The organism is Agrobacterium rubi TR3 = NBRC 13261 (assembly GCF_000739935.1).
Lineage (GTDB): Bacteria > Pseudomonadota > Alphaproteobacteria > Rhizobiales > Rhizobiaceae > Agrobacterium > Agrobacterium rubi.
Genome location: NZ_BBJU01000007.1, coordinates 394,694 through 421,269, shown reverse-complemented (window position 1 = coordinate 421,269; position 26,576 = coordinate 394,694). Strand labels below are relative to the sequence as shown.

The window sequence follows — 26,576 nt, the reverse complement described above, 5'->3', positions numbered from 1 at the left end:
CCTCACATCCTGCGCACGTCGGTCAGACAGCCGCTGATGGCAGCGGCAGCCGCCATGGCGGGGCTGACCAGATGGGTGCGCGCACCGGGGCCCTGACGACCGACAAAATTGCGGTTGGAGGTAGAGGCGCACCGTTCGCCAGGGCCAACCACGTCACCGTTCATTGCCGCGCACATGGAACAGCCCGACTCGCGCCATTCAAAGCCTGCCTCACGGAACGTGCGGGCGATGCCCTCGGCTTCCGCCTGCTCTTTGACATGTGTCGATCCCGGCACGACGATGGCCGGGATCATCGCCTTGCGACCTTTGAGAATGGAGGCCGCCGCCCGCAGATCCTCGATCCGGCTGTTGGTGCAGGAGCCGATGAAGACTTTGTCCAGCTTCAGGCCATCCAGCGGGGTGCCGGGTGCCAGCTCCATATACTCAAGTGATTTCGTCGCCGCCTTGCGCTTGTCGGAACTATCGAAACTCGTCGGATCTGGCACGCGCCCATTGATCGAAACGGCGTCCTCCGGGCTTGTTCCCCACGTCACCATCGGCGCAATATCCGCACCGTCCATTCTCACGTCCGCGTCAAAGAAAGCGTCGGTATCGCTGGAAAGCGTGCGCCAGTGCGAAACGGCACCGTCCCATTCCTGTTCCGATGGTGCAAAATGGCGACCTCTGACATAGGCAAACGTCGTTTCGTCTGCCGCGACCATGCCGAAACGGGCAGCAGCCTCGATCGACATATTGCAAAGCGTCAGCCGGCCCTCGATGGAAAGGTCTCTTACCACCTGCCCGGCAAATTCGATGGCATGGCCGCCGGCACCCGCTGCACCAATCTTCGCGATCAGCGCCAGCATGACATCCTTTGCCGTGACACCCTGCCCCAGCACGCCGTCAATGGTGACGCGCATCGTCTTGGGCCGAGACTGCCACAGCGTCTGGGTGGCCAGAACATGGGCATTTTCGGATTGGCCGATACCGAAGGCAATGGCACCGAGCGCCCCTTGCGTTGATGTATGGCTATCGGAACAGACGATGGTCAGGCCCGGCAGCGTGATGCCTTGTTCCGGTGCCACGACATGGACGATGCCCTGCTCGCGGCTCGACAGTCCGAAATGGCGCATGCCGCCCCATTCCATGTTTTCATCGAAGGTGTCGATCATGTGGGCAATAGCCGGGCTTGCCGCATCGCGCGATGTTCGCCCCAGTGTCGGCACATAATGGTCGGCAACACCGAAAATCTGCTGCGGACGCCGTGGCTTCAAGCTACGCCGCTTAAGATCGGCAAAGGCATGGAAGCTGCCCTCGTGGATCATATCGCGGTCGATATAAAGCAGCGACGGCCCTGCTGGATGCCGCAATATTTCGTGCTCATCCCAGATTTTGCCCAACATTGTGCGCGGTGCGGCTGCTTGCGCCATGACCTTGTCTTCCTGTTAGTCGGCTCGACGTTCGGTTTCAGCCAGCGGCACGGAACGCCGTGCAGATGTCACCTGCGGGTGCGTTCCACACCCCTTCATGCGACAGGATGTAATCCAGTGCTTCACGCAGATATTCAACGCGATACGGCATGCCAGACACCCAGCTGTGCAGCGGCAGGCTCATGACGCGACCACCATATTGCGCACTTTCGCGGTACAGCACATCGAACCGGTCCTTGACCTGCTGCACCCATTCGGCTTCCGACTGGAAATATTCGTCTGCCACCACACGGTCATCGGTCTCGTAAGCCATGGGCATGGCCAGCAGCGAACCGTTTTTCGTCTGCATCTCGTAAGGAAGGTCGTCATTTGCCCAATCAAGGCTGTAGGCGATCCCGTTGCGCGCCAGAAGATCGGGCGTGTTGAACCCCTGCGCACGGCCCGGCGACAACCAGCCCTCGACCTTCTGTCCGCTTGCTTTGCGAAGCAGGCTCAAAGCCTCGGCAATAATTGCGTTTTCCTCGTCTTCGCCAAGACCGGAGTGATGGACCTTTCCCATATCCAGACCATGCGCGATGATCTCATGCCCGCCTCTGACGACGGCCTCGATCAGTGCCGGATAACGCGAGGCAATCACGCCGTTGATGGCGAAGCTGACTTCCAGCTCTTTTTCCGCCAGCAGCTTGAGAATGCGGAAAATGCCGATGCGATTTCCATAGTCACGGTTCGTGTAATAGCGAAAATCCGGGTAAGGCATGGACAAAGCGCCCGGTGCCTTGAAGGGCTTGGACGGCATATCGAGCGGAAAATGCTGTACATGGGTGACGATGGAGAGTGCGATACGTGCACCATCGGGCCATGTGATCGGCTTGCGGGTGAACAAGTCGCTCCACGCATAGCGATCATGATCCATGCCATAATGACGAGCAGGGTATTTGAGATACTCTTCAGGCATAGACATCAGCGCGCTCCCTTCCCGGAATTATGGGCGACCATGGCAGCACTCATGGCGTCATAGACACCGCTGGCGTGATAGGCGGCAGCGATTTCGCGGCCTGTCGTTTGCCAAACGCCGTCATGTCCCGCGATATATTCGATGGCTTCGGCAAAGGCGTCGATGCGATGCGGCTGGCCTACGAGATAGGGATGCAGCGGAATGCACATGACCGTGCCGCTCTCATCGCCTTCCTTGTAAAGCTGATCGAACTGCCGCTTGATGATTTCGCCATAGTGGCGCGGCGTGACCTTCTGGCTGTTGTAAACGATGACATCGTTCATCTCGAGCGAGTACGGCATAGAAATCAGCTTGCCGGACTTGACCTTCACCGGCATTGGCTGGTCGTCATGAAACATGTCGCAGGTGTATTGAATGCCCGCTTCCGACAGAATGTCCATCGTCCAGAAATTGTTGGACAGTGCCGGCGAGAGCCATCCAGCCAGTTCCTGACCGGTGTGCTTGCGCACCGTATCGAAGGCATCGCGGATAACAGCGCGTTCCTGCTCGATATCGAGATTATAGACATAGCGCGTGTTGTAGATACCGTGGGAAAAGAACTCCCAGCCACGATCCGCACAGGCCTTGATGATTTCAGGGTGGTGATCGCAGAGCGCGACATTGAGCGAGACAGAGCCGCGAAAACCCGCCTTGTCCATCGCCGCCATCATCCGTTGCCAACCGGCGCGGTTGCCGTAATCGCGATGGGAATATTGCAGAACATCCGGGTTTGGCCGCGCCCAGGGTGTACGGGTCGGGTTGTTGGGCGGGTTGTATTCGTAGAATTCTATGTTCGGCGCAATCCAGACGGCGATCTTCTTGTTGCCGGGCCAGACGATCTTCGGGCGGTTGGGCCAGGGCAGATAATCGTAGAGCCCCAGATCCGATTTCATGGCGGTGTCTTCAGCGGCCATCTCAGCGAACCTCCGGCTGATAGGCCTCGTACCAGGCAATGGCATCCGAGACCGGGATGACGTCGCCATACTTCACGGAGATATCGTAGAGATTGGCGAAATGCGGGCTCTCATGCTTGTCCGCCACACACTCCTCGGGAACGATGACCCTGTATCCGCGCGAAATCGAATCCACCACGCAGGCGCGGACGCAGCCAGATGTCGAACCGCCCGTCAGGACGACCGTATCACACTGGTGCCAGACCATCAGCGACTGAAGATTAGTCTCATGAAACGGCGACGCCATGCGCTTGTTCATGATGATGTCTTTGACATGGTCAATCTCCAGACGCGGATCGAACTCGGCTCTGCGCGAACCGACCTTGATGTTCTGCAGGGAATCCGGCGTATTCGTGCGTGTGCCCCAGACGCCGCAATCTTCGCCCGATTCCATGTAGGCCACATAGGTCCAGGTCACGGGCAGGCCCTTGTCGCGGGCGAGATTTGACAGCGTGTTGACGTATTCGAGCTGCCGGGGGTCGGTTTCGTAAGCGGAGACAAACTCGCCCAAAGACGTGTAGGCACATTGCAGATCGATGTTGATCAGCATCGGCTTGCGACCGAACCCAAAACGCTTGCGCGTCGGATTTGCCTTGGCGTTCTCGTACAATTGACGGGCGGTGAGCGATGACGTTTCCATGACGACCTCCAGTACGCGCGACCTCCCTGCACGACCGATTTCAGCCGCCGTTTCCCTCATCAGGAGGTCGCTTTATACTTTCTATTGTTATCACTTTATATCATTTGTAAAGCCTCTTTTAGAAGTCGTAAGATCTCTTTTGTCGGGACGCTTTTTGTCTGTGCAGTTGCCTCTTGTGGGTCAACGTAAGCGCCAAGAAATGGGCAAAAAGCCCACAATCGTAAGGAATACAGCGGTCCATGCATAGCTCGATCAAGGCCACGCTTTGCCCAGCGGCGATGGGCATCGGGACTCGATTGTGGAGTGGAGCGGCCATGATAATTGCCGCGAACTCTGCGCGTAATGGACATTTATTAGTGACGAACGGTGGCTCGAATTCAAAAAATAAATGGCTGATCCGTGTTCACGGAACAGCCATCTGTCCTCTCAAGGCCATAGAATCGGCAGAAGGATTTCAAACGTTAACGCGTGACGTACCGCTTCCAGGGATGCTCTTCTTTAAAGCCCAGAACCTCACGCGCCTTGCGGTTGGAAAGCGGCGCCTCATCCGGCCCCATCTCACGCAAGATCGGAGTATCAGGGCAATATTTGGCAAGAAATTCGGCGGTCGGCAGATCGGCGGTGATGGTGTCGTTGACGGCATTGAACACCTGAAATCCAAGCCGGTCTTTCTCGATGCAGAGGTGAACAAGATTGCCCAAATCTCGGGCGTCGACATAGCTCCAGGCATTGCGTTTTCGAGACATCGGATCGTCCAGATATGCTGGAAAGTTGGAATATTCATGCGGCTCGATCACATTGGCGATTCGCAGAGCGTAAATGTCCGCCCCGTAGCGCATGGCGAAAGCACGCGCCGTCTTTTCGTTGACGAGCTTTGACAAGCCATAGCTGTCCATCGGGTCGCTATCGTAGCTCTCATCCAGTGGGAAGCTATGAAAATCCTTGTCGCCTTCCGCAAAGCAAACGCCATAGGTCGTTTCGCTTGAGGCGATAATGACTTTGCGCACGCCCAGCTTCATGGAAGCCTCGATGACATTGTACGTGCCGACGACATTGGCTTCGAATGTCTTGTTATCGGGCTCGATCAATACGCGTGGAATGGCTGCAAAATGCACGACTGCATCAGGCGCAGCGGGCGGCGCGCCATTCTCAAAACCGCCAAAACCAAAATGCGTCGTCAGCGCATTGAAAACCTGACCGCTGTCGGTGATATCCGCGATCAACGTGTTCACCCCCGGCAAATCCAGAGGCTTCAGGTCGATATTCAAAACGGAGTAACCTTTGTCTAGCAACTGTTGAACGGCATGGCGCCCGGCCTTGCCTGTGCCACCTGTAAAAATAATACGTTTGGTCATGTCTGGCCTCCTCTAAAACAAACGCGGCTTGAACCGGTCCATCAGCAGACAGCTGAGGACGACGGATTCTGCGGAATCGTTATAGCCCTAGCATAAGCCGATAATCAGGCCTGCCTGCTTTCAACATTTTTTCGAAGAACCCGCCAGAGATCGCAAGATTTACTTTCAGCGCATCACAGCCTGCGTTTCTCTCGCGGCTCACTTCAGCCATATCGAAAGCGGGCGTAAAGCCGAAAAGGTCATCGGCATAAATACCGGATGCCACCAGCAGCATTTCATCAAACGCCAGTCTCTAGAAATCAGTACCGACCCGCGCGCAATAGTGTTTCAGATGACCGGTAATGGTTGAAAGGACAGTGTGCCTGACACGGCATCACCTTTACAAATATCATGGGAGAAAGTCAGGCAGTCGAGCCGATCACGACCAACCAACTCCGCATGGTAACAAGGGAGGGGACTGTTCGGTCATGAGCAGCAACATCAGGACACGCGGCCGGACTGTAGTGGCCAGAACCAGATGGTCTCGGAATTGTAGTAGCAATGCGAACCACATTGCGTTGCGTCTGCTCCACCGAGAACGAGGTCGATGTGGCCGCCACCGCGATAACCGGGAATGTTGTTGAAGGCGACAACGCCTTTGCGAGCCCCGATACCGTTTTGCGCACTCGCGGGTGTGTAGGGCTCATATCGGCCGAGGTAATTGTTGCGCGCGAGAAGATCGGCAAGCCGTCGCATCGAAACCTCTACGCCTTTCCCGGCGAACGGTCCCTTTTGTATTTTGTGAGAACCGGGGACGATGTTGATACCCGATTTGACGAAAGCAAGACTGACACGAATGGCGCAGGTGTTGTTGTAGTTAGGGTTCCCTATGAAATCGTCCCAACCAATCTCGGTGAACAGGTCTTTTTGACTGACGTGGTTGCCACGCGATACTTCGCTGCTTGGATAGTTTGCATAGAGAGTGTCAAAATCGATGCGCATGACGGGATCCGATCAGTTCTTTTTGGGTTCACACGGAAATGAGCTCGCAAGCGCCTTTTCCACCAAGCTAGCGGCGGCCTGGCTGAGCGTTTCTGAGGGCGCATCGACCAGATAGGTATAGACGCGATCTGTAAGTTCATGCGGCGCGACACCCGCTCCACACCATTGCTTGCTTGCGGTCGCATCGGCCACGCCAGCGATATAGGCGCTGCTTTTTGCCACAGATATCATGCGGCGAAGTTCCGGATCGGAGGCTTCGGGAGCGAATTTCCCTTCGATCGCCTGTTTCAACTCTGAACCGGAAAATATCCAGGTCCGATCTTGCGCATGCGCTGACCCGGTACCCAGCATTATGGATAGGACTGCGGTCGCGATGAGCGCTGGAACAATATCGGGCATGTGCTCACCCATCAGAAGTCGCAGTGAAACAAACACGGCCCGAAGACCGCATCCGCCATAGGAAACCCCGGTGCGGGGGTAATCCCGCACCGGAGGCAAGGCAATTAGGCTGCCTTTGTTGTCGCCAGATCGTAAGACGAGATCATTGGCGACTGCGGGTTGTTCTGATCGTCGAACGGTGTGTACTTCACTTCAAGCTTGGTGAAGTTGAGCTTGATAGTCTCAACAGGACGGTCACCGCTTGAATCGACCGAGTAGCTGGCGATCAAAGTATTGGTCAGCAGATACTCGATATAGGTATTGCCTGGGTTGCCGGTGGTGACGAGGTGGATCGTCGCCTGCTTGCCGGTGCGGCCAGCGCACGCTTCACCAAAAAGCTTGGTGGACGAGGAGTCGCTGACTTTCGTGAGGATCACTTCCGAGATTGTCGGCTCGGAGGCTTCACGGTTCGCCGCAGAACCGGCAGAGGTATTCATGTTACGAGCGACGTTCCAGTGGAGGGCTTCGATATCCATCCACTTACGGTGTTCCTCATGGGTTGCATCACCCTGAATGCCGTCCAACTGCAGATAAATTGGCATACTGTAAGCTCCTGTAATGATTGAAAGACCTCTCGCTTTGAGGCCACGTTACCTTTCGTCTAATGCCGCATGCGTCGAGAAACCCCATCCGACGCGGCAACTTTATCCACCTCAGCCGCGGGGGCCGCTGCGAATTCGTCCATATTCCCAACCTCATCGGCGCGAATGCCGAACCCGGTCTCATCAAAATCGACAGTCACGCGCTTCACCTTTTCGCCAGCAATGACTTTCTCCAGAAAGAAGCTGGACAATGGTGGCAGCAAGTCCCTGCCAATCATGATTTCAATGGCGCGTGCGCCGATCTCGCTCGAACCGGCACGACCAACCAGCGCCTCGCGGGCAGCTGCCGAAAGTTCCAGCTCTGTGCCGTAGGCCGTGCGTACCCGCTCGGCGATCTTACGGATTTGTATGTCAACGATCCGCGACAGCTGCTCTGATCCGAGCGGCATGAAAGGCAGGATAACCGTACGTCCAAGAAACGCGGGCTTGAACTGTTTCGTCAGTTCCGGCATCAGAAGCGCCTCGAGAGCCTCGCCTTCAGGCATCGTGTCAGGGTCTGCCGACAGAGCCGTCAGAAGTTCCGACCCAGTATTGGCGGTCATGAAAATCGTCGTGTTTTTAAAATCGATGTCGCGTCCTTCGCCGTCTTTCAACATTCCCTTGTCGAACACCTGATAAAAGATGTCCTGCACGCCAGGATGCGCCTTATCGATTTCGTCCAGGAGCAAGACTCCGAACGGACGACGGCGAACGGCTTCCGTCAAAACGCCACCCTCGCCATAACCGACGTAGCCGGGCGGCGAACCAAGAAGCAGTGAAACCTTATGCTCTTCCTTGAACTCGGACATATTGATCGTCGTCAGGTGGCCATTGCCGCCATAGAGCAGATCTGCAAGCGATAGAGCTGTCTCCGTTTTTCCTGTTCCAGACATGCCGACAAGCATGAAAACGGCGGGTGGGCGTCGAGGATCGGACAAGCCCGCTCGCGCCGCGCGCATCGCATCCGCAATACGATCGATCGCCCAGTCCTGGCCGATGACGCGCTGCTTCATGCGCTCGTCCAGCGTCTTGGCACTTTCGATCTGGTCGGCAAGCAACTTTCCAAGCGGAATGCCAGTCCATCTTGAAACCACGGCAGCAATCATCTCCCGGTCCACGACAAGAGGCACAAGCCTCTCCTCCTGGCTATCGGACTGGACGGCTAGCGGTCTCAAGGGCGCAATATTGGAGACATCGGTCACGGCTGCATCCGATCCCTCCGCCTGCGATAAATCGAGTATTTCCGCATCATAACGGGCTCTCAAGCCGTCGATAGCTGTTTCAAGCCCCGCGATTTCACTGTTGATCGCGTCAGTGCGTTTGACATTATCTTCGTCCGAAGCCTCGCGTGACAGCCACTCAAGCTCAGTCGCAAGAAGACGCTTCTCGCTTTCCATATTGCGAAGTTTTTCGGGAAGTGTCTGGCGCGCAAGGGAAACGGCAGCGGCAGCAGTATCCAGAAGGCTGACAGCCTTATCGGGCAATTGACGGGCGGGCATATAGCGCGCAGACAGCTGTACGGCAGCAACGATAGCCTCGTCGCGGATGGTCACGTCATGATGCTTGATGAAAGTGTCTGCTACGCCACGGAGCATCCGGATCGCTGTCGCTTCGTCCGGCTCACGCACGTGGACCGGTTGAAACCTGCGGGTCAACGCCGCGTCTTTTTCGAAGTATTTCTTGTATTCGCTCCAGGTCGTCGCTGCGACGGTGCGAACTTCACCGCGCGCGAGAGCTGGCTTTAAAATGTTGGCAGCATCGCCCTGCCCTGCAGCACCGCCTGCGCCAACCAACGCATGGGCTTCATCGATGAAAAGGATAATGGGCTCAGGCGAACGCTTTACGGCATCAATTACGCCATGCAGCCGTCTTTCAAACTCACCCTTAACGCCTGCTCCCGCCTGCAGCAGCGACAGATCGAGGGAGAGGAGACGAACATCCCGAAGCTTCTCTGGCACGTTGCCGGAAACGATTTCCAGAGCCAGAGCTTCGGCAACCGCGGTTTTGCCGACACCGGCCTCACCGACGAGAATAGGGTTGTTCTGACGGCGACGGGTGAGGATATCAATCATCTGTCGCAACTCGTCGTCACGCCCAATGACCGGATCGACTTTGCCCTGACGCGCATCTTCCGTCATATCCTGGGTATAGAGCCGGAGAAAATCGTTTTGGTCTTTAGACTGCGCACCGAGAGGCGAGGTATCATGGTTTTTACCCTTGCCTGTTGGCTGCGAAGCCTGCTCTTCACGCAATGTCTGAAGTGCAGCACGGTCGATAAGCTTCAACGATGGGAAAGCAGCGCGCACAAGGCTTCGCAACGATGCCTCTTCATCAAGCGCGAGAATAAGGTGCACGAGGTCGACATGGCTGCGACCGTCCTGAAGGGATGCAAGCAGCCAAGCCTCGCGACCAGTTGTCAAAACGTTCTGCGATAGCGAAAGGGCGTCGCCATCCCCTATTGCCGCATCGTCCAGCGCCCTGTCGATCTCCGCACGCAAGTTGTCCAGCGGGATTTTGAGTTGAGTCAAAACGTCAGCATGTCTGTCATTTTCTACAACTGCGCACAACCAGTGAGCAATGTCCACATATCGATGATTTCGCCGCGCAGCAACAGATGCCGCTGCTTCCAACGATACCCGCAGGTCAGGCTCAAGCGCTTCTATAAGGCGATTGAGATCTATTTGCGACATGCAGCGAGCCTCCGATTTGCGACATTCCACAACGTGACGTGGCATAGTTAGGTCGATGAAACTCACTTGTCCAGCCAAAAGTTGCGTTTTTTATTTGACGAGTTTAAAATGAAGTCACCACAATTTTGCCTTATTTTCCATAAGTCTGGTTGGTGACTTACATTACGTAACGGAAGTAACCGTCACGGAAACATCATACTTTAAGAGGGATAGACTGATATTGGGTGCGCAAGGGGTCACAAGCAATATAGAATATCTTGGAGATTGCGGAGAGAATATTCGAAGCAACCAAAGAACTCGTGAACTCTACTATAGAATTAAGGATGAAAGAAACCAGGCAAGAGCAGAAGAACGCTCTGTCTCCCCGCAAGAAGTTCTGAGGATTTCCAACAACTGGACAGAGGTTAGCAATCTCGGATTGCATATTATATATTCGGAAAGTCGAGATGTCGAAATATTGGCATGGCTTGCCGAAGCAGAGCTTCGGCTGAGAGGCTATGTTGGCCTGCTGGAAATTTACCGACTGACCCATGATATTTTCTGCAACCAGTGGGACTCGCTCAAATCAATCAGTGACGATGACGACGAAGAAAAATTCGCGCCGCTGGCCGGGTTGAACGGTGTTGGAAGCGAGGGAACGCTGGTGCAACCCCTACGGCTGAGCTCGTTGATCCCCGGCGGCAAGTTTGGAGAAAGAACGCTCTGGGACTTTCAACTGGCGCAGAGACCGGCCGAGACGAAGCGCCGGGAGGACCTGTATCAGGCAGCGTCTGAAGTGGGCGTCGCTGCTATGTCGGCGCATCTGGCCGACGTGAACGCCTGCCTCGAGACGTTTGATGCCATCAGCGCAATTCTTTCCGAACGATGCGGGGCCAATGCACCGGCCAGTTCCAATATCCGCAATATCCTCATCGAGACAGCAGCAGCGATCCGCTCCTTGGGTGGAAAAGATGGTGCACCAGCCCCACCGCCGCAGAATACACCTATAGCGAAGTCAGAAATTACTGCTACACATCCTGAAGTTCAGAAAACCTTAACTTCAAACCCGGAAGAAATCGCATCACGTGACGACGCATTTGAAACTCTTCTCGCAGTTGCGCGTTATTTCCGCCGGACGGAGCCGCATTCTCCTATATCGCTGGCTATCGAAACATTGGTTCGCAGGGGGCGCATGGATTTTTCAGAACTGCTCGCAGAGCTTTTGCCCGAAGCAAACACACGCAACGCCGTTTTGACGGCAGCGGGCATAAAGCCGGGCGGCGAGGATACCGGAAAACAGTGAAACCACGGGAGTTGCACGCTCCCCAAAGTCAGCAAATGCTTTTAAGCATCAAGGAGGTTTGAATGCCAAGTGTACATGAGAAGCTGGAGCGGGTTCGCAAGCCTCGCGTTCACATCAAATACGAAGTCGAGACAGAAGGCGCGATGGTGGTCAAGGAATTGCCATTCGTCGTCGGTGTGCTCGGCGACTTCTCAGGCAACCCGACCCAACCATTGAAGCCGTTCGGCGAACGCAAATTCGTTCAGATCGACCGCGACAATTTCGATGAAGTCATGCGCCGCATGACGCCAGGCCTGAATATGAGTGTTCCCAACACCCTTCAGGATGATGGCACCGATTTACAGGTCAATCTTAAATTCGAAAGCATGGACGACTTTCTTCCCGGCGCCGTGGTCGAGCAGGTACCTGCACTGAAAGCCCTGCTGGACGCCCGCAACGAGCTCCGTGATCTGCTTTCCAAGGCGGACCGCTCCGAAGATCTAGAGCGCCTTCTCGAAGATATTCTTCAGAACAAGACCGATCTGGGAACACTCGTCGCCGAACTGAAACAGAAGAACGGCGAAAGCAAATAGCTTCGCTGCTCAAGCATTGCTTCGTTGAGATGCCCCGTTATGGGGCTTCCCCAGTTCTAGCGGCGATACAGAAAGCCGCATTTGGAAGGATTGAGACATGAGCGCTGATAGCCTGCTGAAAAATGATGCACAGGCAACGACGACCGAAGAAAATGGCCTGTTGGCCAAGGTTGTTGCCGCTACACGCCAGACCGAACCTGACCGCGCTCAAAATCTTTTGCGCACCCTGACCGACCAGGCATTGAAGGGCACGGTCAAATACGACCGCAACCTGACAGTCACCCTCAATCAGGCGATCGCCGAACTGGATCGCGCGATTTCGGTCCAACTTGCAGCGGTCATGCAAGCGCCCGAGTTCACCAAGCTTGAAGGCACATGGCGCGGCTTGAACTATCTGGTTAAAAATTCCGAAACCAGCGTCAACTTGAAGATTCGCGTGCTGAACGCCACCAAGCGCGAAGTGAGCCGCGATCTGGAAAAGGCCGTGGAATTTGACCAGTCGCGCCTGTTCAAGTCCATCTATGAAGACGAGTTCGGCACACCCGGTGGTGAACCCATGGGCGCGATCATCGGTGACTATGAGTTCGACAACTCATTCGAAGACGTCCAACTTCTGCAAGGCGTGTCTTCCATCGCCGCTGCTGCCTTCGCACCGTTCATTTCGGCTGCAAGCCCGCGCATGTTCGGCTTCGACGACTACCGCGATCTGGCCCGCCCGCGCGATTTGGAGAAGATTTTCGACACAGTCGAATATGCAAAGTGGCGCAGCTTCCGTGAAAGCGACGATTCACGTTTCGTCACACTCGCCCTTCCCCGTGTTCTGGCGCGCATGCCATACGGCCCCAAGACCAATCCCGTGGACGAATTTGCCTATGATGAGACCAAGGGCTCTGCAAACAACGATCTCGATCATGACGAATATTGCTGGATGAATGCGGCCTATGTCATGGGCACCAAGCTGACAGACGCATTTGCCAAAAATGGCTGGTGCACGGCCATTCGCGGCGCGGAAAATGGCGGCAAGGTGGAAAACCTCCCCATGCACGTGTTCTCCAGTGATGACGGCGACCTTGATCTGAAATGCCCGACCGAAGTCGGCATCACCGATCGTCGCGATGCGGAACTGGGCAAGCTCGGCTTCCTGCCACTGTGCCACTACAAGAACACAGATTACGCCGTCTTCTTCGGTGCGCAGACCGCGCATAAGCCGAAGCTCTATGACCGGCCCGAAGCAACCGCGAACGCTGCCGTGTCTGCGCGCCTGCCTTACATGATGGCGACTTCCCGCTTCGCCCATTACCTCAAGGTCATGGGTCGCGACAAAATCGGCTCCTTCATGGAGGCGTCCGACTGCGAGGTCTGGCTCAATCGCTGGATCGCCAATTATGTCAATGCCAATGATGAAGCCGGCGAAGAATCCAGAGCGAAATATCCGCTTCGCGATGCCAAGGTTACCGTTCAGGAAATTCCCGGCAAGCCTGGCGCATACAACGCCGTGGCGTGGATGCGCCCATGGCTGCAGATGGAGGAACTGACGACGTCTCTGCGTATGGTCGCTCGTATTCCGACCAAGAACTGACAAGGAAAAGGGGCAGCAATGCCCCTCTTCTCTCATTGCCGCCTGGAGCCCTTCCATGAAGCCACGGTCCGTTTCGGACACCCGCAGTCAAGCCGACCTGCTCATTGCGCTCATAGACGAGGCGCTGAATGAACAGGTCAACGCAATTTTGCACCATCCCGAGTTTCAGGCGATGGAGGCAAGGTGGCGCGGGCTTGCCATGGTGGTGCGTGAAGCGAGCCGTAGCCCTGATGTGAAAATCAAGCTGCTGAATGCAAGCTGGCGGGAACTGGCCAGAAGCATGGAGCGGGCGACGGATTTCGACCAGAGCCATCTGTTTGAAATCATCTACAGCCGCGAGTTCGGAATGCCGGGGGGCGAGCCGGTTGGCCTGTTGATCGGTGACTACACATTTTCTCCTGAAGACTTTGAAGGCATCGATTCCATCACCGCGCTTTCGCAGATCGGCATGGTGGCCGCTGCGGCCTTTTGCCCATTTGTCGCTGCGGCCTCTCCCATGACCGTTGGGCTCCAGGATTTTTCCGAACTCAGTCGCGTTCATGATTTTTCCTGGTTGAAGCAGGAAAAATCGCGGCTGCGCTGGAACGCACTTCGTGCCCGCGATGATAGCCGGTTCGTTGGTCTCGTCGCGCCTCGCATTCTGTTGCGCTCTCCTCACAAGCCGTTTTCGCGTCGCCGCGCAGATCCATTCCCCTTCCGTGAACATGTATCGGAGGGCGGTGAAACATTGCTGTGGGGAAATGCAGCCTTCGCCTTTGCTGCCGTTGTCGTCCGAAACTTCAACGATACCGGTTGGTTTGCCGATATTCGCGGTGTGACGCAGGACGCCGTGGATGGCGGCATGTTATCGCAGGCGCAGCTCCCGCCGCTGGACCTCGGGCTCGAGAGCAACGGCCTGTCCGCGCAGCCACCCGTCGAAGCGCAGCTAACCACGGGCCAGGAGCAGCAATTTTCCGATCTCGGCATCGTGCCCGTCTCGACAACCTATCTCTCCAGCATGGCGATTTTCAACGCCAATCAATCGCTACACGCGCCCGGCCATTATTCTGGTGAGAGCGCCCGGCAAAACGCAAGACTGGCTGCGATGCTGCAATATGTGTTGTGCGCCTCGCGGTTCTCGCATTACCTCAAGGTCATCATGCGCGACGATATCGGCGCGCTGAGCGATTCACGCACGATCGAGCGCAAACTCGAAACGTGGCTGGCGTCCTATACACTCGGCAACGACGATGCCGAGGCCACGTTACGCGCACGCTACCCCCTGCGCTCAGCTGGCATAGAAGTGTTCGAAATCCCCGGAAAACCCGGAAGCTTCTCCTGCACCGTGCGCCTGCAACCGCACTTCCAGCTGGATGACGTTTCAACCAGCTTCCACCTCATCGCCGAAACGACGACCCCGATTGTACGCAGCGGCGCTGCACCCGAGCCACAAAGGATCCCCGCATGACACTGCGCGACGATATCTCCCGCCTGCTCGACGGCGATCAGCTTCAGGACGCCATTGCGGCTGCAAAAGAGCACGTTAAGGTCAAGCCATCGGACAAGGAGGGCCGCAATCTTTACGTCGACCTGCTGATTCTTGCAGGAGAATTTGAAAAGGCGGATGCGCAGTGCAATCTTGCAGCAACCTTCGCACCCCAGGATGCCGTCGGCTTTTCAATCATTCGCCAGCACCTGCGCGCCATGGCTGCCCGTAATGCTTGGTTCGAAAACGGCGCAGTTCCCGATTTCGCGAACGGTCCTTCGGAACTAGACCAGCTTGCCATCAAGGCCAACATTGCCACGCGTGCAGGCGACACCGAGGGTGCCACAAGCGCGCTTGCGGAACTGGAAGCTCAACGCGGCGAACTCTCCATCGCCTGCAATGACAAGCCAGCTGGCGATATACGCGATCTCGATGACCGCATTCCCCATGCACTGGAAGTGCTGACGGATGGTGGTCGCTATCTCTGGATCGACTACAACAGGATCGAATCCCTGACGGTCGAGCCGATGAAGCGCCCCCGTGATATCGCATTCCGGCAGGCGGAACTGTCGTTGCGCGATGGCGCGATGGCATCAGTCTTGCTGCCATCGATTTATCACGGCGACACCGATAGTGCGCCCATGCTGCTCGGTCGTGAAACGATATGGAACGACGACGGGCCGCTGGTTACCGGACAGGGCCAGCGTTGCCTGTTGATTGGCAATGATCTTGTGCCGTTCCATGAAATCTCTACCCTTTCCGCCCCGGCTGAAACCAACGAGAGGCAGACCGCGCGTGGTTGATCCGCTCGAGCAATACAGGCCAAAAGAGCGAACATTGTCGCGATCGGTTTTGGACCGACTGCTGGACGATGCGCCGGATGCAGAGAATGATCCTCCCGCGAGCCTTTCGGATCAGGTCCGTGAAATGCGCGAGGTCATTCGACGTGATCTGGAGGCTCTGCTGAACACGCGGCGCAATCCGGCCGGGCCGTCGGCTGATCTGAAAGAGCTGTCGGATGCGTTGGTGAGCTACGGCGTGGACGGCATCCTCTCTGCCAATCTCGTGACGGATGCTTCCAAGGCAAAACTTGCACAGACGATCGAACGTCGTATCAGCATGTTTGAAACGCGTCTTTCCGATGTCCGGGTCACTATTCTGCGCAATCGGACAGATGGCGACCGGGCGCTGAGAATGCGCATTCAGGCGACCTTCCGCCTGCATGAAGGCATGCCGCCCATCAGCTTCGAGTCGAAGATCGACCCGTCCACGCAACGTTTTCTAGTGGAGGCGGGAAATGGCTGACGGCTTCCTCGAAAAATACAATGACGAACTGTTTTCGCTAAGAAAACGCGCGTCCCGTTTCGCCAAGGCATTCCCGAAGATCGCGGGGCGGCTGCGGATGACGGGAGAGGTCGCCGACGACCCACATGTCGAGCGGTTGATCCAGAGTTTTGCCTATTCCGCAGCACGCGTGCGCCAGAAACTGGATGACGAGTTTCCAGAGCTCACCGACAGCCTGCTTGAGACGCTTTATCCTCATTACCTCGCCCCCCTGCCCTCGATGAGCGTGGTGCATTTCACACCGAGCCCAGCCCTCACAACGGTGCAGAGACTGGATCGCCACAGTGAAGTTCTGGCCGAGCCGATCGGCGGGGAAAGCTGCCGGTTTCGCACCGCGCAGGACACCGATATCATTCCGTTGGAAATCTCAGGCGCGACCTTGGTCAGCCAGCCCATCGACGCGCCGTTTTCGGCGACCAGTGCCGGTGCTGCAAGCTGCCTGAAACTTTCGCTACGTACCACCTCGCCACGACCGACGACATTTCGCGAGATGGGGCTGAGTTCGCTTCAGATCTTCATTTCGACGGCCTGGCAGCAGGCGACGGCTCTTTACGAATTGCTGGCCAATCATTGCGTTGGGCTGGCGCTTGCGCAGCATTCGGAGGACAAGAATGCCGTCTTCCTTCCTGCCAGAAACCTGAAGCCATCGGGCTTTTCCCGCGATCAGGCGATGCTTCCCTATCCTGCCAACAGCTTCGACGGATACCGGCTGCTGACGGAGTTTTTCGCGCTTCCGCAGAAGTTTCTTTTTCTCGATATCGAGAGCATGAATCAGTGGACGGGTGGCGATTGCGAACTTTACATCTATCTCGATGCAGCCGACGCGCGCCTTGAGCGGATGGTGTCTGCAAAAGACTTCGTGCTGAACGCGTCGCCCGTCATAAACCTGTTCAAGCAAGCCTGCGAACCCATCAATCTGGATGGCACGCGCACGGAATATCGCTTATTGCCGGATGCGAGACGCCAGCGGACCCGCGAAATTTACGGCGTCGAAAGTGTCCAACTGACAAACCGTTCCGGCCACATCGAGACCACGTCTCCCTTCTTCGGCCGTACGCAACGCAGCAATGGCTCCAATGTGTTCTGGCAATCCTATCGCCGTTTCGACGATGATGACGGCTCGTCAGATACCGATATCGCTTTCGTCGATCAGCAACGCGGCCCCCTGGGACCAATCGATGTGGTCGCAAGCGTGGAAACGCTGTGCATCAACCGGGAACTCCCGAGCCAACTTCCCTTCGGCGGCGGGCACCCCTTCCTTCAGCTGTCGGCGGGAAACGAGGCGATCGAATCCATACATGCGTTAATGCCGCCAACGCCCGCCGTGCGGATGACCGAGCGGTCGGCGCGTGAATGGAGACTGGTCTCCCACCTGCTGCTCAACCATTTGTCGCTATTCGACAATGGGGGCGCACCGCTCAAGGACATCCTGTCGCTCTACGCGTTCCGCGACACGCCGGAGACACGGCAACTGGTGGAGGCGATCACGTCGGTTGAAGCCAGCAACTCGCATGCACGGATTGGCTCTGCTATGGTACCGGGAACGGACATCACGCTGGAGTTCGATCCGGCGATGATAGACCGCTCGGCCGCGTTCGTCTTTGCAAGCGTGCTTAACCATTTCTTTGGTCTCTACACCTCGATCAACAGCTTCACCCGTTTGACCGTTACCATGCGCGGCCAGTCCGAACCTCTTGCCAAGTGGCCTGCCCGTGCGGCAGACCGCCCATTGCTGTAGGGGTTCGCGATGAGGCATGGTTCGCCAGATATGCGGGAACAGCAGGCGGAGCGCTTAACGCGTGACCCCGGTGCATTCGAGCCGACAACGGCCTTTCGCGTCGCGCAGCATCTGGCCGAGCATGAGGAACTGTCGATTGGCGCGCACAATGGGTCGCGACTGACGCCTGTCGCCATTGGCGGCTTTCGCAAGAAAAACGGCAAGATGGAATTGCGCTCGGCTTTTGCGCCGATCATGGGTCCGCTCGGTGCGTTGCCGCCTGTCTATGGCGAGATGTTGCAACGGGAAGAGCGCAATCGCTCAAAAGCGATGGGCAGCTTCTTCAGTCTGTTTGCCGCCCGCTTTAGCGAGCTTTTCGTTGCCGCCACCGAAAAATACCGGCTGGCGCGAGGACTGCGCTGGTCGCGCGATCAGGATAACAACGCCTTCCGCAAGACCCTGCTTTCTCTCACGGGTTTCGGCACCGGCGGGCTCAGCGAAAAGGTGGGCGTGAAAGAAGACGTTCTGCTGCGCTTCAGCGGGCTTCTGGCAAACCGCAACCGAAATGCGACGGCACTGACGGCAATGCTCCGAGAATTTACCGGTCTTGATGTCACTGTCGAACAGTTTCGCAGACGCTGGGTTCCGCTTCCCGTTCACGAACAAAGCCAGCTTGGCCAGACAGGCGGTCTGTCGCTGGGGAAAAACGTATCTGCCGGAAGCGCGGTGCAGGATTTCAGCGGTGGTTTTCGCATCGTGCTGGGGCCTGTCGGCTATGCCGATTATCTGGCGCTGACACCTGGCTCCAGGCGGCTTGCAGAGATTTGCGCTGTCACCCGGCTGTTCGTCGGCAGCGCCTTTGATTTCGATGTTCAGGTGATTTTGAAAAAAGAGGACGTGCCATTTTGCCAGTTGGGACAACCGGACGCGCCTGCCCGGTTGGGCTGGAACAGCTGGGCGCGTGTAGCACCCGCCGAAAAGGATAGTACCGACGCCATCGTGACCGAGCGCGAAGGCTCGGCGCTGTCTGCATGAGGACGAGACAATGAAACTTGTTCTGAAAGAGAAAAATACCAGTGGAAGCCCAAAGCCGACCCAGTGGAGTTTCGAACACGGCAGCCGCATTATCGGGCGTTCCACAGATTGCGACTGGCAGGTCAATGACGACGCGCGGCGCGTGTCGAAAATCCATTGCACCCTGACCCGTGACCGTGAGGGTTTTACAATCCTTGATCGGAGCGCAAACGGCACGCAGGTGGACGGCCGTCTGCTTCTCGAGGGCCAGACGGCGCGGTTGAACAACGGATCGCAGATCGGCATCGGTGGCCAGACCTTCGAAGCTGTCATCACGGGTGAGGCTGAAATGGATTTCGGCGATCCAGACAGGTCGTTGCGTGTCAGCGATGAGACCATGACCATCTCCGCGATCCTTGCCGACATCGCACCCAACGGGCGCTCCGCGCGCGGCGTGATCGCAGGTGGCGCAACCAACGACGACTGGCCTGATGCGATGGCCAATCCATCGGGCAAAAAAACCAAATCCATCTCACGCAATGTAGATATCGGCTGGAATGCTCCACCTGCAACATCCGGTATCGGCACCGTCCTCCCCAATGACTGGAACGAAGAGCCGGACGAAAGCAGCAAGCACGAGCATACCGACGCTTTGAATATTCCAGTCATGGTCGCGCGCCCGAAGAAAAAGGCTGCGCCTGAAGATTTTGAGGCGGTTTTCACGGATACTGACGACGAGGTCGAAATCGAGGAGCCGCAGCCAACTGCTTTTTCTCCCGCTCAAGACGCCGTTGATGATCTTCTTGTCCAGCTGGAGAAGGAAATGGCTGAAAGCCTGGCTGTTCTGGACATCGACAAGGCGGCTATCGAGATCGAACTCAGCGACAACACGACCCGTGGACGCATGGAAGGTCTGATCCGCCAGCAGCGTCTGCTCGCATCGACGCTGGAGACATTGATACAGACCTGCACCCGCAAGCTGGAGCCCAGACTGATCGAGGCGATGGCGGATGCGGAAAATGACTGGCGGGCCAAGATCGAACGCAAGGAATGGCGCTCGGTGATCAAACGCACCGACTACTGGTCAGCATACAAACAGCAATTCGAAGAGGAAGGCCGGCAATTGTCCATCCGGCAGTTTCTGCAACGCGCAGCACAGGGCGACGTGGAGCGGGAAGAAACACCTTCCGAACTTGAGACAGATACCAAGGGGGTAAGCAGACAAGATGAGGCATGAAAACCGCGTTGCCTGGAGCGAAGGCATGTTCCTTCGCGTTCAACATTTTCAGCAATCCGACCGCTGGACCGAGCGGCTGGTGCGCAATACAACGCGCAACCTTTCCCCATACCCCTGGGGCATAGCGGAAATTGGCATCGACCGCAGCGCGTTAGCGATCGGACAATTTGCTCTGTCCAACCTGCGCGGCATCTTGCCGGATGGAACGCCGTTCGAGGCTCCTGAGGATTCCGACCTACCGCCGCCGCTGGATCTGGATGAGGGCGTCAAGAACGCCATCGTCTATCTGGCGCTCCCCGCGCGCCAACCCGGCAAGGCTGACATGTCCAGCGGCACCATTCCCAGCACCAGCAGTGTGCGTGTGCTGGCAACGACCTACGAGGCCTCGGACGCAAACGTCGATACCGATTTCGTGGCCCCCATCGATGTCGGACGCCTCAGCCTCAGATTTCTGAAAACCGGCGACGATCTCTCGGGCTATGATCTGATCGGTCTGGCACGAGTCATCGAAGTTCGGTCTGATCGGGCAGTCATCCTTGATCCCGACTTTATCCCCCCGTCTCTGAACTGCGCGGCGTCATCGCGCCTTGGCGAACTCCTGACCGAGCTTCTCGGCATCGTCCGTCATCGCGCGCAAGCGATCTCGGAGCGTATCGGCGACCCGACGATCCGCGGCACGGCGGAAGTCGGCGATTATTTCCTGCTGCAAATCCTCAATCGTGCAGATCCACTGCTCGCGCATTTTTCTGCCAACGCCACGCGGTTCCATCCCATCCGCTTTTACGAGGATTGCATTCAGCTGGCTGGCGAACTGGCGACCTTCACCACCGAAAAGAAGCGTGCGACGGAATTCCCGCCCTATAGGCATGATGATCTGAAGGCGAGTTTCGCGGCTGTGTTCGATGATCTGCGCACGTCTCTTTCGGCTGTGCTGGAACAGTCGGCCGTGGCCATCGAGCTTGTAGAGCGCAGACACGGTGTGCGCGTCGGCACCATTCACGACAGAACTTTGCTGCGCGATGCAGGCTTCGTTCTGGCGGTGCGTGCGGATATGTCCGCGGAAGACATTCGCCGCAAGCTTCCCGCCCAAATCAAGGTCGGTCCGGTGGAGCGTATCTCCGAACTGGTCAACGTCGCACTTCCGGGTATTCCGGTTCGCTCTTTGCCGGTGTTGCCACGTCAATTGCCCTATCGCTCGGGCACGATCTACTTCGAAATCGATACCAAGACACCTCTTTGGAAGCAGCTCGAAACCTCAGGCGCCATAGCGCTGCATCTCGCCGGCGAGTTTCCGGGTCTTGAGATGGAAATGTGGGCATTACGCGAATGAGCAATGAAAAGCCCTCCTCCTGGCAAGATTTACCGACGGTGGTGGAAATCACCGACGAAAGCCGCGCCCGAAACCAAAGTGCCCGAAACATGGCAGCGATCCTCGATGACATCATCGAAGGAGAGGACGCGCCTGCCCGCACGTCGAGTGGCGACGGTGGGCTACCCATCGATGCCCTTCTCACTAATTTCCGTTTTGGTGGCGAAGAGGTGCCGACGCTCGTTCAATCTGCAGCCCCGCTGCTTAACCTCGCGCATGTCCTGCGGTTCAGCGATGCTCAGCCCGACCCCGATCATCTGCGCCGCGCTTGCATGGAAGCGATTACCCGCTATGAGCGGGACCTGGCCTCGGCCCGCATAAGCCCCGAGCGCGCGCGCGCAGCGCACTATGTCGTGTGCGCCACTGTGGACGATGTCATCTTGAGCAAGCCGTGGGGCGTGCGTGCCGGTTGGGCGCGCTCCGGCTTGGTTTCCACCTTCCATAATGATGTTACGGGTGGCGACCGCGTTTTCGATATTCTTGACCATTTCCATCAGTCGCCCGGCGCCAACAAGGATCTGCTGCTGCTGATCTATCTGTGCCTGTCGCTGGCCTTTGAAGGACGAACCCGCGTTTCTGCCAAGGGTGCGCTCGAGCTGTCCCGCATTCGCGACAGCCTCTATAAAACGCTGATCGGCCAATACGGTGTGTTCGAGCGCGAATTGTCGCCTCACTGGAAGGGTGTGGAGGCGCGCCACACGCCACTTCGGACAATGGCTGCATTGTGGACGCTGCTATCGCTGATCGCACTCGCTTTCGCATTTGGCTATCTCTTCTTCACGCTGACACTCAACAATGCTTCGGATGCGACCTTCGAGCGCCTAGCGTCGCTGCCGCCCAATGAGACGCCGAGCGTGCTGATTGCTGCACCGCCACCGGAAGCCCCGCCTGTGATCGCCAAAGAAGAAGAGCCGCCCGTTATCAAGCCGCTCCCACCAGAAACGCCGCCAGCGCCAACACGACTGGACAATCTCCTGGCATTTCTCCAGCCGGAAGTTCAGAAAAATCTGGTGACACTTGCAAATGTCAATGGCCGCCTTCGCGTGCGCATCAACAATTCCGGTCTGTTTGAGGTCGGCAGTGCAGATGTCAGCCCGCAGTTCCGAGATTTGATACAGCGCATCGGGGGTGCGCTTGCGGCGGAAAACTTCCGCGCGGTGGTTATTGGCTATACCGATAATGTGCCGATCAAAACCGTTCAGTTTCCGTCCAACTGGCATCTTTCGGAAGCACGTGCAAAAGCGGTTGGCGATATCCTTTCTACACTCGCCGGCGAGGACGCGATCCTGACGGAAGGCCGCGCGGACAGCGACCCGATTGCCGACAACAGCACGGCCGAGGGCCGCGAGAAAAACCGTCGAACGGAAATCATGGTGCTGACAAATCCTGACGAAAAGCTCAGCGATGCCGGTATTCTATCTCCAGCGATCACAACGACAACCGGACAGCCAGCAGGAGAAACCCAGCAATGAATCCGCTGAGTTATTTTTATACGATCCGGTCTTACGTCGATAGCTACGCAGCCCTTGTCGGTCGCCGCTTCGTCTCGCTCATCTGGGCGGTCGCACTTTGTGTGGTGATCTGGTTTTACGGCTATCTGGTCGCGTTCGGAAACTTCAAGCCCTTCGGCACCACGCAGGCGCGGATCATTGCCATCTGCGTCATTCTGCTGGTTTGGGTCATCTATATCGGCATCTCGCTTTATAAGGCTCGCAAGCAGGATAAGGAGCTTGTCGACAGCCTTGAGCAGGAGGCGCTGGCTAACCGGCAGGCGGAAATCGGAGAAATCCAGACACGCCTAAAGGAAGCGCTGGCGCTGCTGCGGCGCATCACCAAGAAGCGGTTCGGCTATATTTACGACCTCCCTTGGTACGTGATCTTCGGCGCGCCGGGCTCAGGCAAGACGACCGCCCTTACCAATTCTGGACTGCAATTTCCCTTGGGCGACGCTCTGGGCGAAAATGCCGTCAAAGGCGTCGGCGGCACGCGAAACTGCAATTGGTGGTTCACGGACGAAGCGATCCTGATCGATACGGCCGGTCGTTATACCACTCAGGATGATCTGGATGGTGCATCCAAAGCCGGTTGGGAAGGCTTCCTCAACCTGTTGCGTCGCTATAGGCGTTCACAGCCGATCAACGGTGCGCTGGTCACATTGTCGATCCCCGATCTCTTGAGCCGCGATCCCGAAGAGCAGCGCCAGGAGCTTCGCTCGATCCGTCAGCGCATGTCGGAACTGGATGAGTATCTGCATGCGCGCGTTCCGGTTTACGTCGTACTGACCAAGGCCGATCTTCTGGATGGCTTCGTCGAATTTTTCGACGGCTTCAACAAGACGGATCGCCACCAAGTGTGGGGAACCACGTTCAAACTGGACGAAAGCTACACCTCGCAGGAATTGCCGCAGCGTTTTCTCGAAGAGTTCGAACTGCTTCAGCAGCGCGTCGACGCCATGCTCATCGAACGTTTGCAACAGGAGCAGAATGCGGAAATCCGTGGCCGCATCTTCCGCTTCCCTGCCGAACTGGCCAAGTTGAAAGACAAGCTGCATGAGGCTCTGACGGAACTCTGCGCCAGTTCACCGCTGGTTGAAGCGCCCCTGATGCGCGGCGTCTATCTGGCGTCCGGCACCCAGGAAGAAGCAGGCACCACCGCACCGAGAGCACGCCGCAGCTACTTCCTGGCGCGGCTGTTCAAGGAGGTCATCTTCCCCGAGGCGGCTCTGGTCATGCGCGACAAGCGTCTGTCCGGCAGACAGCTTCTGGTCAGACGTATCGCCTATGGTCTATCGGCAGCGGTGGTCGCAATTGTCTTTACCGGCTGGATTTTTACCTATTTTTCCAACACGCAGGCACTGGCGGAAGCCGACCGTAAGCTGAATGCCTATCAGCAGCTGGTTCAGGGCATCAACGTCCGCGACGTATCGGATGCGGATTTTCTGCGCATTCTTCCGGCACTCGATAATCTGCGTGACGTGAATGCCGGTTTCTCGGACGGTCGCGTCTGGAAGGTTGGATTCGGGCTTGACCAGGAAGAGAAAATTGCCGGGCGCCAACGCGATGCTTATCAACGCGCACTGAATGCGTTGCTTTTGCCACGCATGATCGTTCAGCTGCAAAAACAGCTGGATGATCAAAACGACGTCACACGCACGTTCAACTCCCTCAAACTCTACGGCATGCTAGGTGGTCTTGGCACACTCGACCGAGATTTTCTCGACGTGCAGTCTCAGGATATGTTTGCCTCGCTTTATCCAGGTGATGGTCGCGCCGCTGCGCGCGAAGCGCTTCATCAACATGCGCTCGCACTGGCCGGTGGCCTGCTGGCGCCTATCGAACTCGATACAAGGCTGATCGCTAAGGCGCGTGAAACGATACGAAACCAAGCGGTCGGCGCACGGGCCTACGATATCCTCGCCGGTCTTCCACAAGCGCGGGCGCTTCCCGAATGGAGCCCATCGGGTGCCTTCGGTGCTCTGGGTGATCGCGCCATCGAGCGAAAGAGCAAGGCGCCGATGCTGGATGGGATCGAAGGCCTGTTTACGGCCAATGGATATCGTGCCGTCGTCATTCCTCAGGTCTCCTATGCGTCTCGCGTCGCGCTTTCTGAAGCCTGGGTGCGCGGTTCAGACGACGCCATTCGCGGAACCACCGTTGAAAGCGTAGCCCAAGCCGCTTTGCAGATTTATTTCGACCGTTTTGAAAAACGTTGGAATGAGGTTCTGACCGATGTTCGCGTAAAGCCTTCCCAAAGCCTGGGCGATGCAGTGGAGACAACCCGCATTCTGGCAAACGATCGCAACATCGTCATCGAAGCTGCCAAATCCATCGCCGACGCCACCGATCTACGGCCGAACGCAGGTGCAAGTTTGACGACGTTGGCTGCGACTGACGATGGCGACACCACTGCCACCATCCTTTCCGCCACCGTTGATGCGGCAGATCCCTATGCCCGACTGCGTGAAATGCTGGCGGCGAAAGGCCCGACCCAATCGGAAGGGGCAAATCAGACGAATGGCGGAAAGCTGGCTGGTTCCCCATCCGAACAGCTCCTGGCGAACATTAAGGCTCTGCATGAACAATTGGCCCGCTCGTCCACGACCTCTGACGAGGTGGCGAAGGTGTTCGATGTCGACAGCCAACTTACCAAGGCCAACCAGGACCTTCTCCAGCAGGCGCGCCAGATGCCAGCTCCACTGGATGTCTGGGTCGCGGGACTTGCAGCCGATGTCGGTTCTCTCGCCGTCAAATCGGCCAGAACAAAGATCGCAGATCTTTGGGGTGCCGAGGGATCATCGCTCTGCTCATCCATCGTCACAGGCCGCTATCCGTTTGATCGATCATCGACCAGAGACGTCGCCATGGCCGACTTCACGCGGTTGTTCGGGCCGACGGGAACCTTCCAGACCTTCTTCAAGCAACGCATGGAACCCTTCGTCGACAAGACGGCAAGTCCTTGGGGATGGAAGGGAACATTTGGTGCAGAGGGCATGTCGAGCGAAGCCATCGCCCAGTTCGAAAATGCGGACAAGATTTTCAGGGCGTTCTTCCCGAATGGAAGCGAGGTTCCGGCTGTCTCGATCAACGTGAAGCCCGTTTCTCTGACGGAGGCATCGAGCGCGGTCATGCTCGAGATCGAAGGAGAACGCGTGGTCTATTACCATGGCCCGGTCCAGGCAAAATCGATCACGTGGCCAGCGAGCGGCAACTCCGCAAACCTGTCCCGTATTGCCTTCCAGCCTGGCGGCTGGCAACAGGCCAAAACGGAAAATGGCGACTGGTCACCGTTCCGCTTGTTTGACGATGCGAAAATCGAGACCCAGTCAGGCGATATGCTCAGAGCACGGTTTGAGAATGGCGGGCAGACTGCTGAATTCGATATACAATTCGGCTCGGTGCTCAATCCGTTCAAACTGGACGCGCTTGCCAATTTCTCTTGCCCTGTCCAATTCTAGAC

General features: G+C 57.0%; 22 protein-coding genes. 12 read left to right on the top strand and 10 right to left on the bottom strand.

Translation table 11 applies throughout. The features are described from left to right. Positions 1-2: 2 nt before the first annotated feature. The 10 genes from leuC to tssH form a co-directional block, all read right to left on the bottom strand. Positions 3-1,409, bottom strand: a complete 1,407-nt coding sequence (gene leuC, locus RRU01S_RS06435; protein WP_045229391.1) for a 3-isopropylmalate dehydratase large subunit — start codon at positions 1,407-1,409, stop codon at positions 3-5. Between the two features lie 37 nt (positions 1,410-1,446). Next, a complete protein-coding gene (locus RRU01S_RS06430) occupies positions 1,447-2,370 on the bottom strand; it encodes a polysaccharide deacetylase family protein (protein WP_045229390.1) in 924 nt (307 codons plus the stop codon). Next, entirely contained in the window at positions 2,370-3,317 is a 948-nt protein-coding gene (locus tag RRU01S_RS06425; RefSeq protein ID WP_202032559.1) for a polysaccharide deacetylase family protein, read from the bottom strand. Before RRU01S_RS06425 ends, RRU01S_RS06430 begins: the two co-directional genes overlap by 1 nt. A 1-nt stretch (position 3,318) precedes the next feature. After that, positions 3,319-4,056 carry an isochorismatase family protein gene (locus tag RRU01S_RS06420; RefSeq protein WP_244446071.1) on the bottom strand — a complete coding sequence of 246 codons (738 nt, stop codon included), beginning with the start codon at positions 4,054-4,056 and terminating at the stop codon, positions 3,319-3,321. 401 nt (positions 4,057-4,457) lie between these two features. Then, positions 4,458-5,351 carry an NAD-dependent epimerase/dehydratase family protein gene (locus RRU01S_RS06415; RefSeq protein ID WP_045229389.1) on the bottom strand — a complete coding sequence of 298 codons (894 nt, stop codon included), beginning with the start codon at positions 5,349-5,351 and terminating at the stop codon, positions 4,458-4,460. A gap of 79 nt (positions 5,352-5,430) precedes the next feature. Further along, complete coding sequence (locus RRU01S_RS06410; RefSeq protein ID WP_045229388.1) at positions 5,431-5,625, bottom strand: hypothetical protein; 195 nt, start codon at positions 5,623-5,625, stop codon at positions 5,431-5,433. Positions 5,626-5,831: 206 nt separating this feature from the next. Beyond that, positions 5,832-6,332 carry a type VI secretion system amidase effector protein Tae4 gene (locus RRU01S_RS06405; RefSeq protein ID WP_045229387.1) on the bottom strand — a complete coding sequence of 167 codons (501 nt, stop codon included), beginning with the start codon at positions 6,330-6,332 and terminating at the stop codon, positions 5,832-5,834. 12 nt (positions 6,333-6,344) lie between these two features. Then, positions 6,345-6,731: a Rap1a/Tai family immunity protein gene (locus tag RRU01S_RS06400; RefSeq protein ID WP_045229651.1), complete on the bottom strand. Its 387-nt coding sequence runs from the start codon at positions 6,729-6,731 to the stop codon at positions 6,345-6,347. A gap of 104 nt (positions 6,732-6,835) precedes the next feature. Then, the gene (locus RRU01S_RS06395) at positions 6,836-7,312 is read right to left on the bottom strand and encodes an Hcp family type VI secretion system effector (RefSeq protein ID WP_045229386.1); all 477 of its coding nucleotides are present in this window, start codon (positions 7,310-7,312) and stop codon (positions 6,836-6,838) included. A 59-nt stretch (positions 7,313-7,371) separates the two neighbouring features. After that, positions 7,372-10,041: a type VI secretion system ATPase TssH gene (gene tssH, locus RRU01S_RS06390; RefSeq protein WP_045229385.1), complete on the bottom strand. Its 2,670-nt coding sequence runs from the start codon at positions 10,039-10,041 to the stop codon at positions 7,372-7,374. A 220-nt stretch (positions 10,042-10,261) separates the two neighbouring features. Between tssH and tssA the strand changes: the two genes are divergently transcribed. The 12 genes from tssA to tssM all read left to right on the top strand — a co-directional run bounded on the left by tssA (position 10,262) and on the right by tssM (position 26,574). Then, positions 10,262-11,323 carry a type VI secretion system protein TssA gene (gene tssA, locus RRU01S_RS06385; RefSeq protein WP_081880005.1) on the top strand — a complete coding sequence of 354 codons (1,062 nt, stop codon included), beginning with the start codon at positions 10,262-10,264 and terminating at the stop codon, positions 11,321-11,323. 62 nt (positions 11,324-11,385) lie between these two features. Further along, positions 11,386-11,895, top strand: coding sequence for a type VI secretion system contractile sheath small subunit (gene tssB, locus RRU01S_RS06380; protein WP_045229383.1), 510 nt, complete (start codon positions 11,386-11,388; stop codon positions 11,893-11,895). A 97-nt stretch (positions 11,896-11,992) separates the two neighbouring features. Continuing rightward, positions 11,993-13,474, top strand: coding sequence for a type VI secretion system contractile sheath large subunit (gene tssC / locus RRU01S_RS06375; RefSeq protein WP_045229382.1), 1,482 nt, complete (start codon positions 11,993-11,995; stop codon positions 13,472-13,474). 55 nt (positions 13,475-13,529) lie between these two features. Further along, entirely contained in the window at positions 13,530-14,921 is a 1,392-nt protein-coding gene (gene tssC / locus RRU01S_RS06370) for a type VI secretion system contractile sheath large subunit (protein ID WP_045229381.1), read from the top strand. Next, the gene (locus RRU01S_RS06365) at positions 14,918-15,742 is read left to right on the top strand and encodes a type VI secretion system accessory protein TagJ (protein ID WP_045229380.1); all 825 of its coding nucleotides are present in this window, start codon (positions 14,918-14,920) and stop codon (positions 15,740-15,742) included. Before tssC (RRU01S_RS06370) ends, RRU01S_RS06365 begins: the two co-directional genes overlap by 4 nt. Continuing rightward, positions 15,735-16,244, top strand: a complete 510-nt coding sequence (gene tssE, locus RRU01S_RS06360; RefSeq protein ID WP_045229379.1) for a type VI secretion system baseplate subunit TssE — start codon at positions 15,735-15,737, stop codon at positions 16,242-16,244. The genes RRU01S_RS06365 and tssE overlap by 8 nt, the downstream gene beginning before the upstream one ends. Further along, positions 16,237-18,021, top strand: a complete 1,785-nt coding sequence (gene tssF / locus RRU01S_RS06355) for a type VI secretion system baseplate subunit TssF (RefSeq protein ID WP_045229378.1) — start codon at positions 16,237-16,239, stop codon at positions 18,019-18,021. The genes tssE and tssF overlap by 8 nt, the downstream gene beginning before the upstream one ends. A 9-nt stretch (positions 18,022-18,030) precedes the next feature. Continuing rightward, positions 18,031-19,035 (top strand): type VI secretion system baseplate subunit TssG, encoded by a 1,005-nt coding sequence (gene tssG, locus RRU01S_RS06350; RefSeq protein ID WP_045229377.1) that lies wholly within the window; start codon positions 18,031-18,033, stop codon positions 19,033-19,035. A 10-nt stretch (positions 19,036-19,045) separates the two neighbouring features. Next, positions 19,046-20,251, top strand: coding sequence for an FHA domain-containing protein (locus RRU01S_RS06345; protein WP_045229376.1), 1,206 nt, complete (start codon positions 19,046-19,048; stop codon positions 20,249-20,251). Then, positions 20,241-21,581, top strand: coding sequence for a type VI secretion system baseplate subunit TssK (tssK, locus tag RRU01S_RS06340; RefSeq protein WP_045229375.1), 1,341 nt, complete (start codon positions 20,241-20,243; stop codon positions 21,579-21,581). Before RRU01S_RS06345 ends, tssK begins: the two co-directional genes overlap by 11 nt. Next, positions 21,578-23,092: a type VI secretion system protein TssL, long form gene (tssL, locus tag RRU01S_RS06335; protein ID WP_045229374.1), complete on the top strand. Its 1,515-nt coding sequence runs from the start codon at positions 21,578-21,580 to the stop codon at positions 23,090-23,092. Before tssK ends, tssL begins: the two co-directional genes overlap by 4 nt. Continuing rightward, a complete protein-coding gene (tssM, locus tag RRU01S_RS06330; RefSeq protein ID WP_045229373.1) occupies positions 23,089-26,574 on the top strand; it encodes a type VI secretion system membrane subunit TssM in 3,486 nt (1,161 codons plus the stop codon). The genes tssL and tssM overlap by 4 nt, the downstream gene beginning before the upstream one ends. Positions 26,575-26,576: the final 2 nt, after the last annotated feature.